Origin of the sequence: Kocuria sp. HSID16901 (assembly GCF_003989425.1) — a bacterium.
Lineage (GTDB): Bacteria > Actinomycetota > Actinomycetes > Actinomycetales > Micrococcaceae > Rothia > Rothia massiliensis.
Genome location: NZ_RBLM01000005.1, coordinates 1 through 14,451 on the forward strand (window position 1 = coordinate 1; position 14,451 = coordinate 14,451).

Genomic DNA, 14,451 nt, shown 5'->3' on the forward strand with positions numbered 1-14,451 from the left:
AGAAGCCGAGCGTCGCATGGCGCTACCAGGCTGGCTGCACTTCTACAATCATCACAGGCACCACTCCGCAATCGGGGCCCCACCCATCAGCAGAATCCAAAACAACCTGCCTGGACAGCACAGCTAGTGGGATGCCACGGCGTCGAGCCTCGGTCCAGATGAGGGAAAGACCCAACTGAAGCGACGAGACCCCACCCCACGCGACCCCGAAGTCGCCGTTACCGAGGTCTTTGAGCGCGAGGGTCGAGGGGGAGTGGTCGGAGACGATGAAGTCGATGGTGCCGTTCATCAGCCCCTCCCAGAGCTTCTCTCGGTTGTCGACCTCCCGGACCGGTGGGCAACATTTGAAGGCCGTGGCCCCATTGGGGATTTCTTCGGACAGGAGCGTGAGGTAATGAGGGCAGGTTTCCACCGTGATGTCGAGTCCGTCGCGCTTGGCCGTGGCGATCATGGGCAGGGAGTCTGAGGACGAGACGTGCAGGATATGGGAGCGAGCGCCGGTCCAGCGGGTCCGCTCGATGACCTCGGCAATGGCGATGTTCTCGGCACCGCGCGGTCGTGACTGGAGAAAACGGTCGTACACATCCCCGGTCGGGCTTGGAGCTTTGTCGATCGTGCGCGAATCTTCGGCGTGGACGATCATCAGCGAGTCGAAGGTCTTGGTCTTGACCATCGCCTCTTCCATTTCGTCCGCCTCGAGGTGAGGGAATTCGTCCACGCCCGAGTGGAGGAGGAAACATTTGAACCCGAAGACGCCGTCGTCATGGAGCGGGCGAAGGTCATCCACGTTCCCTGGGACCGATCCACCCCAGAACCCCACGTCCACGAATACGTGGTCACGCGCGAAAAGCCGTTTGTAGGTGAGCGCAGGTTCATTGACGGTCGCCGGAACCGAGTTCAGCGGCATGTCGACGATCGTGGTGACTCCTCCGGCGGCCGCGGCTCGTGTGGCGCTCTCGAAGCCTTCCCACTCCGTTCGGCCAGGTTCGTTGACGTGTACGTGGGTATCCACGAGGCCCGGGATGAGGGTTTCGTCCTCCGCCAGCTCGACGACGCGGTCCCCTTCCAGCTGCGCACCGAGCGGCTCGATGGCCACGATCTTGCCGTCGCGCACCGCGACCTCTCGCGCCGCAAAATGGTCACCGCACGAGACCTGTCGGCCACGGACCACCAAGTCGTAGCGGTCTCGTCGAGGTGTGCCGGAACAGGTCGGGACGTCGTCGCCCCCGTCGGTGGGGGATATTCCCTGCTCGGCGGAGTAGTCACGGATTAATTCACGAATACGTTCCGGGTCATTGGCGCGATTGGCCACGGCGATCTGTTCGGCTCGTTCAACTAACGCGAGCCGTTCCGCCCGGGATTTTGCCTCGCCGCGGGCGGGGGGATAGTCGACCGCGCCGCAGTACTTTTGTCCGATCGCACCGCCAATGGTCCGAAGCAATCTCGGGGCCTCGCGCATCGAGGTCCGGGAGTCGGGAGCGAGGTCTGCGAGGGCGTAGGTGGCCTCAAAACCGGTCTTGCGTAGGGTCTGATCGTCCAGCGTGGTGCGACCGCAGACGGCAATCACGGGCACATTGTGTGCCTGGCCCACGGCGAGGACGCCCATCGGCGTCTTTCCGCCCAGACTCTGTTCGTCGAGGCTTCCTTCGCCCGTGATCAGGAGGTCGGCTCCAGTCACGGCGTCGTCCAGAGCCACGAGGTCCAAGACGACGTCGATGCCCGGCCGGCGTGTGGCCGCGAGAACGGTCAGGGCGGCAAATCCCACGCCACCGGCGGCGCCAGCTCCGGGTGCTTTCGCGGCGTCGTGCGCCGAATCGCCGAGAGTCTCGGCGAGCTTGTCGCGGAACGTTCCTAAGGCGGCGTCGAGGTCGGCGACGTCGTTCTGCGAGGCTCCTTTTTGTGGGCCGAAAACCGCCGCCGCACCATTGTCACCGAGCAGTGGGTGATCGACGTCGGCGGCCAAAACAAAGTCTGCTTCGCCAATGCGCGGATGCAGAGAGGCGAGGTCCACCCGGTCCAGATCGCTGAGGGCCGCGCCGCCGTCGGGAAGGGGCTCGCCGGATTCATCGAGGAGACGGGCTCCCAGGCCCGCGAGCATGCCCGCTCCACCGTCCGTGCACGCGCTACCGCCGACCGCCACCACGACCGACGTGCACCCGGCATCCAGCGCGGCGGCGATGAGTTCTCCGGTTCCGCGACTCGTGGCTTCCCGTGCAGCGAGGATGGGGTCGCCGTCGTCGTTCTGTGGCAACACGGCAATTCCCGAAGCCAGCGACATCTCGACGACGGCCTCGTTGCCGCGCTGTGCCCACGCCGCGGCGACGGGCTCGCCGACCGGGCCGGTCACCGAGAGGTCCCGACGCTCGAATCCGGCTTCGAGGGCCGCCTCAAGGGTTCCTTCGCCGCCGTCTGCCACCGGGAGAATCGTGAGATCCGCTTCGGGGCAGACGCCGCTCATCCCGTGGGCCAGCTCTTCGGCTGCTTCCCGGGCCGTAACCGATCCCTTGAATTTGTCGGGTGCCACCACGATGCGCACGGACGCCTCCTGAAATCTGGGTCGGCCGTAGGGCATGCGGTGTGACCCGCTCCCTCGGCCGACCGGGGTGAATACTGTCCGGTCGAGTCAGTCCATGACCGAAACGGCCGTGGGCGCATCCGCGCCGGATTCTGCCAAGTCCTCGAACTCTGTCACATTGTCCAGCTCGGTGCCCATAGCGATGTTGGTGATCTTCTCCAAGATGATCTCGACGACCACGGGAACCTGGAGCTCTTGGGCGAGTGTCGTCGCCTCCGCAAAGGCGTCGCCGAGCTTCTCTGGATCCGTCACGCGGATTGCGAGACATCCCAAACCCTCCGCGACCTTGAGGTGGTCCACTCCGTAACCCTGTGTCTCGGGGGAGTTGATGTTCTCGAAGGCCAATGAAACGTTCTGTTCCATCGTGAAACCGCGCTGGGCTTGGCGGATGAGACCGAGATAGGAGTTGTTGACCACCACGTGGACGTACGGCAAGTTGAACTGCGCTCCCACGGCGAGCTCTTCGACCATGAATTGGAAGTCGTAGTCCCCGGAGAGCGCGACGACGGTTTTCCCCGGCTGCGCCCGGACCACACCGAGAGCAGCGGGGCAGGTCCACCCGAGAGGCCCGGCCTGACCTGCATTGATCCACCGGCGGGGGCCGTAAACATGCATGAATTGGCCACCGGCGATCTGCGACAGACCAATCGTCGACACGTACGTGACGTCCTTGCCGAAGGCGGCATTCATCTCTTCGTACACGCGCTGCGGCTTGATCGGCGTCTGAGTGAAATGCGTCTTGCGTTGCATGCTGGCCTTGCGCTGCGCGCATTCCTTGGCCCACACGCCGTAGTCGGGAACGGAGAATTTGTCGGCACGTTCGCGGGCCACCTCCAGGAGCACGTCCAGAGCGGCTCCGGCGTCCGAGGCGATGCCGAGGTCCGGGGAGAAGACTCGCCCGATTTGGGTCGGATCGATATCCACGTGCACGAACGTGCGCCCCTTCGTGTATTGATCGATGGAACCCGTATGACGGTTCGCCCACCGGTTGCCAATACCGAGCACAAAATCCGATTCCTTGAACGTCGCGTTGGCATAACGATGCGAGATCTGAATGCCCACCATGCCAGCCATCAGGGGATGATCATCCGGTATGGTTCCCCAACCCATCAGCGTGGGAATCACGGGGACGTTCAGAGTTTCGGCGAGCTCCACGAGCTGTTCCGAGGCGTTGGCGTTAATGATCCCGCCGCCCGCGATGATGACCGGGTGCTCCGAAGCGAACAGCATGTCCAGGGCCTTTTCGGCTTGGGCGCGGCTGGCCTTTGGGCGAGATGGCTCGAGAGGCTCGTAGAGATCGATGTCGAACTCGATCTCTGCTTGCTGCACGTCCACGGGAAGGTCCAGCAGGACGGGCCCGGGCCGGCCGGAACGCATCAGGTAAAAGGCCTTCTGGAAGGCTCCCGGAATCTGCCCGGGCTCCAGCACGGTCATGGCCATTTTGGTCACCGGTTCGGCGATCGAGGCGATGTCGACTGCTTGGAAGTCCTCTTTGTGCAGCTTAGCCACGGGGGCCTGACCGGTGATGCAGAGGATCGGGATCGAGTCCGCAGAGGCCGAATACAGGCCGGTGACCATGTCGGTTCCTGCCGGGCCGGAGGTCCCCACGCAGATGCCGATATTTCCCGGCGCGGCCCGGGTGAACCCTTCGGCCATGTGAACCGCGCCTTCCACGTGGCGGGCGAGGGTGTGCCGAATGCCTCCGTGGGCGCGCATGGCCGAATAGAGGGGATTGATCGCGGCGCCGGGAAGGCCGAAAGCCTCGGTCGCGTTTTCCTTCTCGAGGATCGCCACAATGGCGTCCACCGTACGCATCTTGCTCATGATCTACTCCTGACGTCTGGTGAGGAACCCGCTGACCGGGTCTACTGGTTGTCCCTGCCCGAAAGTTCTTGGGCCAGAGTGAACAGACCGGAATGGTCCAGACCACCGTCGCCCCGGGCCACCATCGCGGAAACGAATTGGGCCACCAGGCCTCCGAGGGGAATGGTCACGCCGGCTTCGCGGGCCGCGGCCGTCACGATCCCCATGTCCTTGTTGTGCAGCGCCAAGCGGAAGCCGGGGTCGAAGTTGCGGTCCAGCATCTTCTGGCCCTTCTGATCCAGGACCTTTGAACCCGCCAACCCGCCGCCCAGCACCTTGAGCGCGGAGTCGGTGTCGACGCCATACGCCTCGAGGAACACCACGGCCTCGGCGAGCAACTGGATATTTCCCGCCACGATCAGCTGATTGGCGGCCTTGACCGTCTGCCCCGATCCGGAGGGCCCCACGTGCACGATCGTTGCACCGACCGCGTTGAACACCTCTTGAGCGGCCTCAAAGTCTTCGGCCGTGCCGCCGACCATGATCGAGAGCGCGCCGTCGATCGCGCCCTGCTCGCCGCCAGAAACCGGGGCGTCGAGGGGGCGGAGGCCCGCTTCCCGTGCGGCCTCCGCGAGTTCTCCGGCGACGTCGGGACGAATGGTCGAGGCATCGATCCACAACGCGCCGGCGGAAGCGTGGGCAAAGACGCCGTCCTGACCCTCGACGACGCCCTTCACATCCGGAGAATCCGGAAGCATCGTGATGATGACGTCCGCATCCCGAACGGCCTCGGCCACCGACTCCGCGGCCTTGCCGCCCTCCTGCGCCAGAGCCTGAGCCTTCTCGGGCGAACGGTTGTAGCCGACGACGTCGTGGCCGGCCGTGACGAGGTTTTTGGCCATGGGCAGTCCCATGATTCCCAATCCGATGACTGCAACGGTGCTCATGCTGTTACTCCTCAGAATCGTGATGATGGTTCGGTATGTGCGGTGTTTTGTGCCGGTGTTCCGTGGATCCCGGCGGTGATCTCTTTTAGGCTCGACGTTCCCGTGGCAACCAGGCGAATGGATCCTCGTGGGAGGCCTTGTATTCGAGCCCGATGACGCCCTCGTAGCCGAGCTCGCGGGACCGGTCGATCCACCGCTCCAGCGGGAGGTCGCCCGTGCCGGGTTCGTTTCGTCCGGGGTGATCGGCAATCTGAATGTGGCCGAAGTCGGCCGCATGGTCCTCGATGACCTGGGCGACGTCGTCGCCATTGGCGGCCAGGTGATAAAAGTCCGCCAAGAGTTTGACGTTGGGTTTGCCGACTTTCTCGATGATCGACAGGGCGTCGGCTGCGGTCTTGAGCGGATAGGCGGGGGTTCCTGAGACGGGCTCCAACAACACCACGCCGTCGATCTCTGCCACGGCGTCCGCGGCCCGACGCAGGTTGTCGACGCCCACGCGGTCCTGCTGGGCCGGGTTGTCGCCGTCGACCCGATTGCCGTACAGCGCGTTGAAGGCTCGGCACCCGGTCGCGCGACCGATGGCCACGACGGCATCGATATTGGCGCGGAATTCTTCGGCCCGGGTTGGCTGCGAGAGGACGCCGCGCTCACCGCCGGGCATGTCTCCTGCGTAGAAGTTCAGGCCGGTCAGCTGGATGCCGGCGTCCCTCAGGGCCGTGACGAATGCGTCCACCTCGGCTTGGGAGGGCGTGGGGGTGGGGAATGGCCACCAGAACTCAGCGCGGGTGAATCCGGCGTCGGCCACTGCCTGGGGGCGGTCGTTGATGGGCAGGTCGGTCAGCAGAATCGAGGCGTTGACGGTGTAGCTCACGGTGGCCCTCCTTGAATGGGTTCCCTGAACCCTCTATTTCGTATGACGGAAAGATATTTTTGGTGTATGAAAAAACCATATGTGAGCTTGTGATGTGGGTCAATACACTTCGACAAGTTTGTAGGAGTCATGCGTCGTGCTCGTGTGTGGATCCCACTCTTCGGTGCTGCGCCATGCACGACGCCGCCCCGGTTAGCATCTCGGGCTGACCGGGGCGGCGTGCTGTGGTGGTTTTAGGCGGGATCTCGCGGTGAAACGGGAATCAGGGGGTGGCGTGGCCCCCGAGGCTCAAGGGTGCGTGGCGATTGACGTCCTTATAGAGCAGGTACCGGAAGGGCTTCGGGCCCCCGGCGTAGCAGGCTTGGGGGCAGAACGCCCTCAGCCACAGGAAGTCGCCTTCTTGGACCTCCACCCAGTCCTCGTTCAGCCGGTAGACGGCTTGACCCTCCAAGACGTAGAGGCCGTGCTCCATCACGTGGGTTTCGGCAAAGGGGATGATTCCACCCGGCTGAAAGGTCACGATGGTCACGTGCATGTCGTGGCGCAGGTCTGTGGGGTCCATGAATCGGGAGGTGGCCCATCGTCCTTCCGTTCCCGGCATGGGGATCGGCTCCACGGCATCGTCGCTCGTGACGAACGACGACGGCGTCTCCAGCCCCTCGACCTTCTGGTATCTCTTGCGGATCCACAAGAATCGCGCCGGTTCTTCGCCTCGCTGGTGGAGTGTCCATGGCTCACCGGGAGCGATGAAAGCGTAGCCTCCGGGCTCGAGCTCGTGGGCGTCGTCGCCCAGGGTCAGGCTCAGCTGCCCTTCGAGGAGAAACAGGACGGATTCGGCGCTCGGATCATCTTCGGGCCGGTCCGAGCCGCCGCCGGGGGACACCTCGACCATGTACTCCGAGAAGGTTTCCGCGAACCCCGTCATCGGCCGGGCGAGGACCCACAGGCGGGTGGACGCCCAGAAGGGCAAGACGGAGGCCACGATGTCCCGTTGCGTGCCCCGAGGAATCACGGCGTACGCTTCGCGGAACATCGCCCGGTCGGTCAACATGTCGGTCTGCGGTGGGTGGCCACCGTGAGTGGCCCAGTAGGTGCGGTCTGTCATCGTGACTCTCCTGTCGAAGCGGCCGGGCTAGGGTGAGGCGTCGTCGCCGGGAGGGCGATCCCGCGGATGGTCTCTGGTTCGAGCCCCACCGCGCGGATCTCGGATTCGGTGATTGCCCCGCAGAGATGGGCGCGCAACAGGAAACCTGCCAGCGCCCTGGCCGTTGCTGGTTCGTCGGCGACGTCGGCGGCTTCGATTCCGGGGACCGACCGTCTGGCATAGGCCACCAAACGGCGGGCGGCGTCGACGAAGGAGTTTCGATAGAAACTGTAGGTCGCCAGGTACCGGGTGGGTAGCTGATGGGCATGGAGGTCCCAACCCTGGTAGAAACCGCGCTTGAGTGAGCGTCGCACCAAGCGGGAATGGAGGGCCCAACTGGCTCGCTGCTGTTCGGAGTCGCCCACGGGGAGCTGGTTGGACGAGCCGTCCGACAGGTGAACCCCCGTACCGGCGACGGCCACCTGCATGACGGATTTCGCGTGGTCCGCGGCGGGATGCTCCAGGGATTGGAACTCGGCGGCGATTCCTAAAGACGCCGAGTAGTCGTAGGTGCCGTAGTGCAGCGACGTTACCCTCCCCTCGGCGGCCCGGATCATGGCGGGGATGGGGGTTGCACCATCGGCGCCCACCACCATGAGTGGCGTTTCCATCTGAATTTCGAAGCGTAGGCGTCCGGCCGGTAGCGCGAGTGCTTCCTCAAGTGCCTGGCACGCCTGAACCATCACGCGTACCTGCTCCACGGTGGAAACCTTGGGCAGCGTCAGGATCAAACGGTCCGGCAACCCATCCGTGCCGACGCCCGCCTCAGCCAGGCCGCCTTCGCGCACCAAGGTGGTCACGAAGAGATCGAGGGTTCGGAGTCCTCGACGCCGGGTGGGGGCCTCGAAGCATTTGAATCGGATGCCCGAGAAGGCGGGAGCCGGTGCCGTCCCCCGATGTCGGTTGATTGCGAAGGCCGCAACCGTGTGGGCCGCTTGGACCGCGGCGGCGTCCTCCTCCTGGTCGGACCGGTCCCCGAATCCATCCTCGAGATCCACGCGCAGGTCCTCTATGGGCTCCTGACCGAGTTTCTCGGTGACGCGGGTGACGACCCCGTCCTGAACCTCCAGGGGAATCTCCGCCAGAGCCGCGAGGTGTTCCAAGCCGCCGGCCTGTTCCGAAGCCTCGAGCGCGGCGCGCCCCCATTCGGCCGGCGTGTTCTCGGTGACGAGATCGGCTGGGATGTAACAGGTATGCACGGGCTGCCGGGCGCCGGAATCTCCCGGATAGTTCAGGATGAGGTCGGCGTCCGTGGTCGCGAGGGCGTCATCGGCGCGGTCCGCGAATTCGGGCGGAAGGCTCCGTCCCGAATCCGCGGCATCCGCGCCTGCTTCGACGCGATTCACTGCGTGCCTTCCATTTGGGCGTAGGCCGGCAGGGTGAGGAACTCCGGGTAGTCGTCGCTCAGCACCATGTCCGAGATGAGGCGACCGGCCGGAACGAACCATGTGTCGTAATTCTCCGGATCGATTTCTTCCCGCAACGTGGCGAGCTGCTCGTCCAAGGTCTTCGAGACCAACTCTCGGGTCGCGGTATTCCCGGTGTCCGTGTAGACGATGCCGTTCTTGATCTGTTGCCACACCTGCGAGCGGGAAATTTCGGCGGTAGCGGCATCCTCCATGAGGTTGTGAATCGCGACGGCGCCGTTGCCGGAGAGCCACACGGCGATGTACTTGATCGCGACGTAGAGGTTGTCGGCGAGTTCGGCCTCGGTTCGTTGATCACCCGCCGAGGGAACGTCGAGGAGCTGTTCGGCGGTGACGTCGACGTCGGGGCGCTGGCGGTCCACCTGGTTGGGACGATCGCCCAGGACGCCGTCGAAGACTTCACGGCACACCGGAACCAAGTCCGGGTGGGCGACCCAGGAACCATCGAATCCATCGTTGGCCTCGCGGGATTTGTCGTTCCGGACCTTTTCAAAGGCGGCCTTATTGACCTGTTCGTCCTTGCGGGAGGGGATGAATGCCGCCATGCCGCCCATCGCGAAGGCGTTGCGCTTGTGGCAGGTTTGCACGAGGAGCTCGGTGTAAGCCCGCATGAGAGGTGCGGTCATCGTCACCGAGGAGCGGTCGGCCAGGATGTACTGCTCTCCGGCGTCGCGGAAATACTTGATGATGGAGAACAGGTAGTCCCAGCGTCCGGCGTTGAGGCCGGAAGCGTGTTCGCGCAACTCATAGAGGATCTCGTCCATTTGGAACGCGGCGGGGATCGTTTCAATGAGGACGGTCGCCCGGATCGTTCCGTGCTCGATACCGAGGTACTGCTCGGAGAAGGTGAAGACGTCGTTCCAGAGGCGGGCCTCCAAATACGACTCCATCTTGGGCAAGTAGTAATAGGGGCCGTGCCCGTTCTCGAGCAGCAGGCGCGCGGTATGGAAAAAGTGCAGGCCGAAGTCCGTGAGAGATCCCGATCCGGATTCGCCGTTGACGGTGATATTGGCCTCGGGCAAGTGCCAGCCGCGGGGGCGCATCACGACGACGGGGCGCGGCTGATCCTCACGCAACCGGTATTCCTTGCCCTCGGGGGAGGTGAAACTCAAAGTTCCGCGAGCGGCATCGCGCAAGTTAGCGATCGATTCCAGCTGTTTATGCCAACTCGGGCTGGCGGCGTCTTCGAGGTCCGCGAGCCAGACCTTGGCCCCAGAATTCAGCGCATTGATGGCCATCTTGGCCGGGCTGGCTGGACCAGTCATTTCGACCCGGCGGTCCTGAAGGGCCTCAGGGGTCGGCGCTACGGTCCAGTCACCGTCGCGAATTTCCTGGGTTTCGGGAAGGAAGTCCATGGTCTTTTCGGACATGACCTTCTCGCGTGCGGTCACTCGAGCAGCGAGGAGTTCTTCGCGACGGCCTCCAAACTTCTCGTGGAGAACTTCAAGGAATGCGAGGGCTTCGTCAGTCAGAATCTCCGGTGCGGAAGCCAACGTTTCCGGTGTGTTGTGCGTGATGGTCATCGATGTCTCCTCGACGGTCGTAGAGATGAGGTTCTCGGGAGTCTGGTGAGGACTCAGCCTTCGGCATTTCGTCGCGCGGTGCTTTCGACGGCCTCGGCGACGGCGGATGCCACATTGGGGTCAAAGACGCTCGGCACGATGAAATTGGGATTTCGTTCGTGGTCGGCCACGCAGTCCGCGATGGCCTGGGCCGCAGCCACGAGCATGTCTTGGGTGATGTCCTTGGCCCCGGCGTCGAGCAAGCCGCGGAAAAGGCCCGGGAAAGCCAAGACATTGTTGATTTGATTCGGGAAGTCGCTGCGTCCGGTCGCGACGACGGCGGCATGCCGGGCGGCTTCAGCGGGGTCGACTTCGGGGTCCGGATTGGCCATCGCGAAGACGATGGCGTCGTCGGCCATGGTTGCAATGTCGTCGCCGGTCAACAGGTTAGGTGCGGAGACGCCGATGAACACGTCGGCTCCCGCGACGGCCTCCCGAAGGGAACCGCTGAAGGCATTCTTATTCGTGTTCTCGGCCAGCCATTGGCGGTGCGGGTCGGAGTATGTCTCACCCGAGTGAATGGCACCGTTGCGGGAGCACGCGATCACGTTCGCGACGCCGTTAGCCAGCAAGAGTTGGATGATGGCGTGTCCGGCTGCACCCACGCCCGAGACGACCACCTTGACGACTTCTACCTTCTTGCCGACCTCACGCAGAGCGTTGTAGAGAGCCGCGAGGGTCACGATCGCGGTGCCGTGCTGATCGTCGTGGAAAACGGGGATGTCCAGCTCTTCCCGGAGTCGGGCCTCGATCTCGAAACAGCGCGGGGCTGCGATGTCTTCGAGGTTGACGCCGCCGTACACGGGAGCCATCGCTTTGACGATGCTGATGATCTCTTCGGTGTCTTTGGTGTCGAGGCACACGGGCCAGGCGTCGACCTCGGCGAAGGCTTTGAAGAGCGCGGCTTTGCCCTCCATCACGGGAAGTGCTGCGGCGGGGCCGATATCGCCCAGGCCGAGCACCGCGGTTCCGTCGGTGACCACGGCGACGGTATTGCGCTTAATCGTGAGCCGTCGAGCATCTTCGGGTTTGTCGTGGATGGCCTTGCAGACGCGCGCCACGCCGGGGGTGTAGGTGCGGGAGAGATCGTCGCGGTTGCGAAGCGACACGCGGGGAGTCACCTCGATCTTTCCGCCCAAATGGATCAGGAACGTGCGGTCGGAAATGTGGCGGACCGTGACGTTGTCGAGTGCGTTGATCGCGTCTCGGACTTCGTCGCGATGGTCACCATTCGACACATTGCAGCTGATGTCGAGGATCACGGAGTCCGGGTGAGATTCGACGATGTCGAGGGCCGTGACCTGGGCGCCTGCGGCGGAAGCTGCGGTGGTGATCTCGCTCGTGGAGGTGAAGGAGGCCGGCGCTTCGATGCGGAGGACCATGGAGTATCCGGGGCTAGGGGCTGCCATTGCGTGTGTTTCCTTCCCTTGGCGAGGATCGCTGATCCGCGCGGTATCCGTATTGTGGAAAAAGAATTCCATTACTGGAATCGTAAGGGTAGTGTGTCCACCATGACAAGGCTTCGGTGAAATATGATTCTCGGTGTTGCCGACTTATTAACCCTTCGGGCATGGGTCGGCTCATCGCCACCGATGCTTGCGCTGGGGTCCACAAGGGATTCCGCCGAGCGAACCATGACGGTGTGCGATCACCACGAGGAGGGGACACCGATGACAGAAGGCAAGAGCTCCGGAGGTGTGCAGTCGGTCGAGCGAGTCTTCGATCTGCTGAATATCATCACCAGTTCGGGTGGGGAGTCGTCGCTGAGCGAGTTGGCCACCAAGGCAGAGTTGCCGTTGCCGACCATCCATAGGTTGCTGCGAACTCTGGTGTACTTGGGGTACGTGCGTCAGCTACCGAGCCGAAGCTATGCGCTGGGCCCCGGCCTGATTCGGCTGGGCTATACCGCGAGTCTCCAAATGGGTGCATTCGCCCAGCCCGTGTTGAAGAACCTGGCGGACCGATTGGGCGAGTCCGCCAATATGGCCATGCTGGATGGACACATGGTGGTCTACGTGGGGCAGGCGCAATCCACGCATTCGATGAGGATGTTTACCGAGGTGGGGCGTCGTGCGCACACGCACGACACCGGCGTCGGGAAGGCCATCTTGGCAACCCTCCCCGAATCTCAGGTGATCTCGATCGTTTCCTCGATGGGGATGCCGACGCCCACGCGCAAAAGTATCGGGTCGATGGACGATCTCTTGGCTGATCTGGCAACCGTCCGCGAACGCGGCTATGCGATCGACGACGAAGAGCAGGAGATCGGCGTTCGGTGTTTCTCGATGGCCGTACCCAATGCCCCGACGCCGACGGCAATTTCGGTGTCAGGCCCCGTCTCGCGCGTTGACTGGAACTTTGGCGAGCGAGCGGTGCCTCAGCTGCGAGAAGCCGTGGCGGAACTTTCGGCTCAATTCACGTCCGGATCCTAAGGGGCTCACGGGTGCCGCACGACCGTGGCGGCGCGCAGGGCCCGCGCGGAATGGTTCGTTTCTGCGGGTGTTCGGTGGAATGCCAATTGTTCCCGACGACCCTCTGATGTGATACTTCACACATTACTTCAAATATTGATGTAAATCTGTGATGACTAGGCGTACTCTTCAAAAGGCGCTTCGTTAGGTGAGGCTCCTTAGTAGACAGAGGTCACTGATCTCACGACGTCGAGAGACGCCCAAGATTAGGACAGAGCACATCGGATTAAGGTGTGTTCCCAGGTGACTTCCCGTTCGTGGATACGCTACTGAGAGTCAAAACTTTTACATGGAAGCGCGTTCCCATGTACATCGTTTTGCGTTGGCTACGTGGGATCCTGCCTACTCTCAGTGAGGTTTCCCATGATGATGAACACTCCTGTCCTGAAGAAGACCGCGACCCCTCGGGTTGCTCACAAAGTTTCACTGTCCCTGGTGGGGATGACGCCGTCGTCGGCCGCCAAATATTTAGAACGACTGCCCATTGATCAGGCCTTTCGGCTGTTCTCTGGAGAGCCTCGCCAGCGTCAGACTGGCATTATTCAGACCATCGACGTGGCCGTCGGGGCCCGGCTCTTGCGCATGGATGAACACGACGACGACATCCTGAAAGAAATTCCGGAATCGCAGCGTCAACAACTCACCACGCTATTGTCTTGGCCGGATGACTCGATCGGTTCGCGGATGTCCGTGGTCTACTATTCGCTGCCCAGCGATCGCCTCATTGGCGACATCGATTGGGATGAATTGACCGCCAGCCCTTCATGGGCACGTGACCACACCATTTACGTGTGCGACGACGGGCAGTTCCGAGGGACCGTTCCCGAGGACGTGGTGTACACATCCTCGGATAGCGTGTCTCTGGGTTCCCTGTGTACTCGCAACGGGCGCACCATTTCGCCGTTAGAAGACCAAGAATCCGTGATTGTCGAGATCGAGGCTAATGGCTACGATCCCGTCCCCGTGGTCCACGAAGGTGCCATGATCGGGGTGATCCGTCACGACGACGCCGCCGAAATTATTCGCCAGGAATCCACCGAAGATGCCGAAAGGCAGGGTGGGTCCAGCCTCCTAGAGACCCCGTATTTGTCGTCATCGCCGTGGCACCTGTGGAAGAAGCGCATCGGGTGGATTCTCGTGCTCTTCGTGGCGGAGTCGTACACCAGCACCGTGCTGAGCACTTTTGAGGATGAGCTCAGCTCGGTCATCGCCTTGTCGTTCTTCATTCCATTGCTGATTGGTACCGGTGGAAATACCGGCACACAGATCACGTCGACGTTGATCCGCGCCATCGCCGTGGACGGCGTGCGCCTGGGTGATGTTGCGAAGATTATTCGGAAAGAAATGGCCACGGGATTGCTCATTGGCCTCTGCATGAGCGTGGCCGGCATCATCCGCGCAACGATCCTGGGGGTCGGTTTCCAGGTCGCATTGGTCGTGGCGGTGACCCTCGTGGCGATCGTTTTGTGGAGCAGCCTCGTTTCAGCGATTCTGCCGTTGCTCATCAAGAAGTTGCGCATGGATCCCGCGGTGGTTTCCTCGCCGTTTATCTCCACCTTTGTGGACGGCACCGGATTGATCATCTATTTCGAGATCGCGCGCCTGTTGATGTTTTAAAGGGTGACCAGATCCGGGGAAACCTTGGCTGAAA

9 protein-coding genes, 3 pseudogenes and 1 riboswitch are annotated in these 14,451 nt (G+C 62.8%); of the genes and pseudogenes, 3 read left to right on the forward strand and 9 right to left on the reverse strand.

Going from position 1 to position 14,451, the window contains the following annotated elements:
* Positions 1 to 127: pseudogene (locus D8M21_RS11500) on the forward strand (IS481 family transposase); the annotation flags it as partial.
* On the opposite strand, the pseudogene allB reads toward D8M21_RS11500, so the two are convergent.
* The 9 genes and pseudogenes from allB to D8M21_RS08090 form a co-directional block, all read right to left on the reverse strand.
* Positions 125 to 1,174: pseudogene (allB, locus tag D8M21_RS08050) on the reverse strand (allantoinase AllB); the annotation flags it as partial. The pseudogenes D8M21_RS11500 and allB sit on opposite strands and share 3 nt — an antisense overlap.
* 240 nt (positions 1,175 to 1,414) lie before the next feature.
* Positions 1,415 to 2,536: pseudogene (locus tag D8M21_RS08055) on the reverse strand (glycerate kinase); the annotation flags it as partial.
* 87 nt (positions 2,537 to 2,623) lie between these two features.
* Complete coding sequence (gene gcl / locus D8M21_RS08060; RefSeq protein ID WP_126855787.1) at positions 2,624 to 4,399, reverse strand: glyoxylate carboligase; 1,776 nt, start codon at positions 4,397 to 4,399, stop codon at positions 2,624 to 2,626.
* 41 nt (positions 4,400 to 4,440) lie between these two features.
* Positions 4,441 to 5,325 (reverse strand): 2-hydroxy-3-oxopropionate reductase, encoded by an 885-nt coding sequence (locus D8M21_RS08065; protein ID WP_048681749.1) that lies wholly within the window; start codon positions 5,323 to 5,325, stop codon positions 4,441 to 4,443.
* An 85-nt stretch (positions 5,326 to 5,410) separates the two neighbouring features.
* Positions 5,411 to 6,196 (reverse strand): hydroxypyruvate isomerase family protein, encoded by a 786-nt coding sequence (locus D8M21_RS08070; protein ID WP_048681752.1) that lies wholly within the window; start codon positions 6,194 to 6,196, stop codon positions 5,411 to 5,413.
* Between the two features lie 262 nt (positions 6,197 to 6,458).
* Positions 6,459 to 7,301 (reverse strand): bifunctional allantoicase/(S)-ureidoglycine aminohydrolase, encoded by an 843-nt coding sequence (locus tag D8M21_RS08075; RefSeq protein WP_048681754.1) that lies wholly within the window; start codon positions 7,299 to 7,301, stop codon positions 6,459 to 6,461.
* Positions 7,298 to 8,686, reverse strand: coding sequence for a DUF6986 family protein (locus D8M21_RS08080; protein ID WP_048681757.1), 1,389 nt, complete (start codon positions 8,684 to 8,686; stop codon positions 7,298 to 7,300). The genes D8M21_RS08075 and D8M21_RS08080 overlap by 4 nt, the downstream gene beginning before the upstream one ends.
* Positions 8,683 to 10,290 (reverse strand): malate synthase A, encoded by a 1,608-nt coding sequence (gene aceB / locus D8M21_RS08085; protein WP_126855788.1) that lies wholly within the window; start codon positions 10,288 to 10,290, stop codon positions 8,683 to 8,685. Before aceB ends, D8M21_RS08080 begins: the two co-directional genes overlap by 4 nt.
* 53 nt (positions 10,291 to 10,343) lie before the next feature.
* The gene (locus D8M21_RS08090; protein WP_048681763.1) at positions 10,344 to 11,738 is read right to left on the reverse strand and encodes an NAD-dependent malic enzyme; all 1,395 of its coding nucleotides are present in this window, start codon (positions 11,736 to 11,738) and stop codon (positions 10,344 to 10,346) included.
* Positions 11,739 to 11,999: 261 nt separating this feature from the next.
* Between D8M21_RS08090 and D8M21_RS08095 the strand changes: the two genes are divergently transcribed.
* Positions 12,000 to 12,761, forward strand: coding sequence for an IclR family transcriptional regulator (locus D8M21_RS08095; RefSeq protein WP_085528764.1), 762 nt, complete (start codon positions 12,000 to 12,002; stop codon positions 12,759 to 12,761).
* 172 nt (positions 12,762 to 12,933) lie between these two features.
* A riboswitch (M-box (ykoK) riboswitch) is annotated at positions 12,934 to 13,102 on the forward strand.
* A 61-nt stretch (positions 13,103 to 13,163) separates the two neighbouring features.
* A complete protein-coding gene (gene mgtE / locus D8M21_RS08100) occupies positions 13,164 to 14,417 on the forward strand; it encodes a magnesium transporter (protein ID WP_126855789.1) in 1,254 nt (417 codons plus the stop codon).
* Positions 14,418 to 14,451: the final 34 nt, after the last annotated feature.

Bases quoted from the DNA above. Each gene is read 5' to 3' on its own strand.
- D8M21_RS08090 (WP_048681763.1), bottom strand. From the start codon at position 11,738: ATGGCAGCCCCTAGCCCCGGATACTCCATGGTCCTCCGCATCGAAGCG.
- D8M21_RS08095 (WP_085528764.1), top strand. From the start codon at position 12,000: ATGACAGAAGGCAAGAGCTCCGGAGGTGTGCAGTCGGTCGAGCGAGTC.
- aceB (WP_126855788.1), bottom strand. From the start codon at position 10,290: ATGACCATCACGCACAACACACCGGAAACGTTGGCTTCCGCACCGGAG.
- gcl (WP_126855787.1), bottom strand. From the start codon at position 4,399: ATGAGCAAGATGCGTACGGTGGACGCCATTGTGGCGATCCTCGAGAAG.
- mgtE (WP_126855789.1), top strand. From the start codon at position 13,164: ATGATGATGAACACTCCTGTCCTGAAGAAGACCGCGACCCCTCGGGTT.
- D8M21_RS08065 (WP_048681749.1), bottom strand. From the start codon at position 5,325: ATGAGCACCGTTGCAGTCATCGGATTGGGAATCATGGGACTGCCCATG.
- D8M21_RS08075 (WP_048681754.1), bottom strand. From the start codon at position 7,301: ATGACAGACCGCACCTACTGGGCCACTCACGGTGGCCACCCACCGCAG.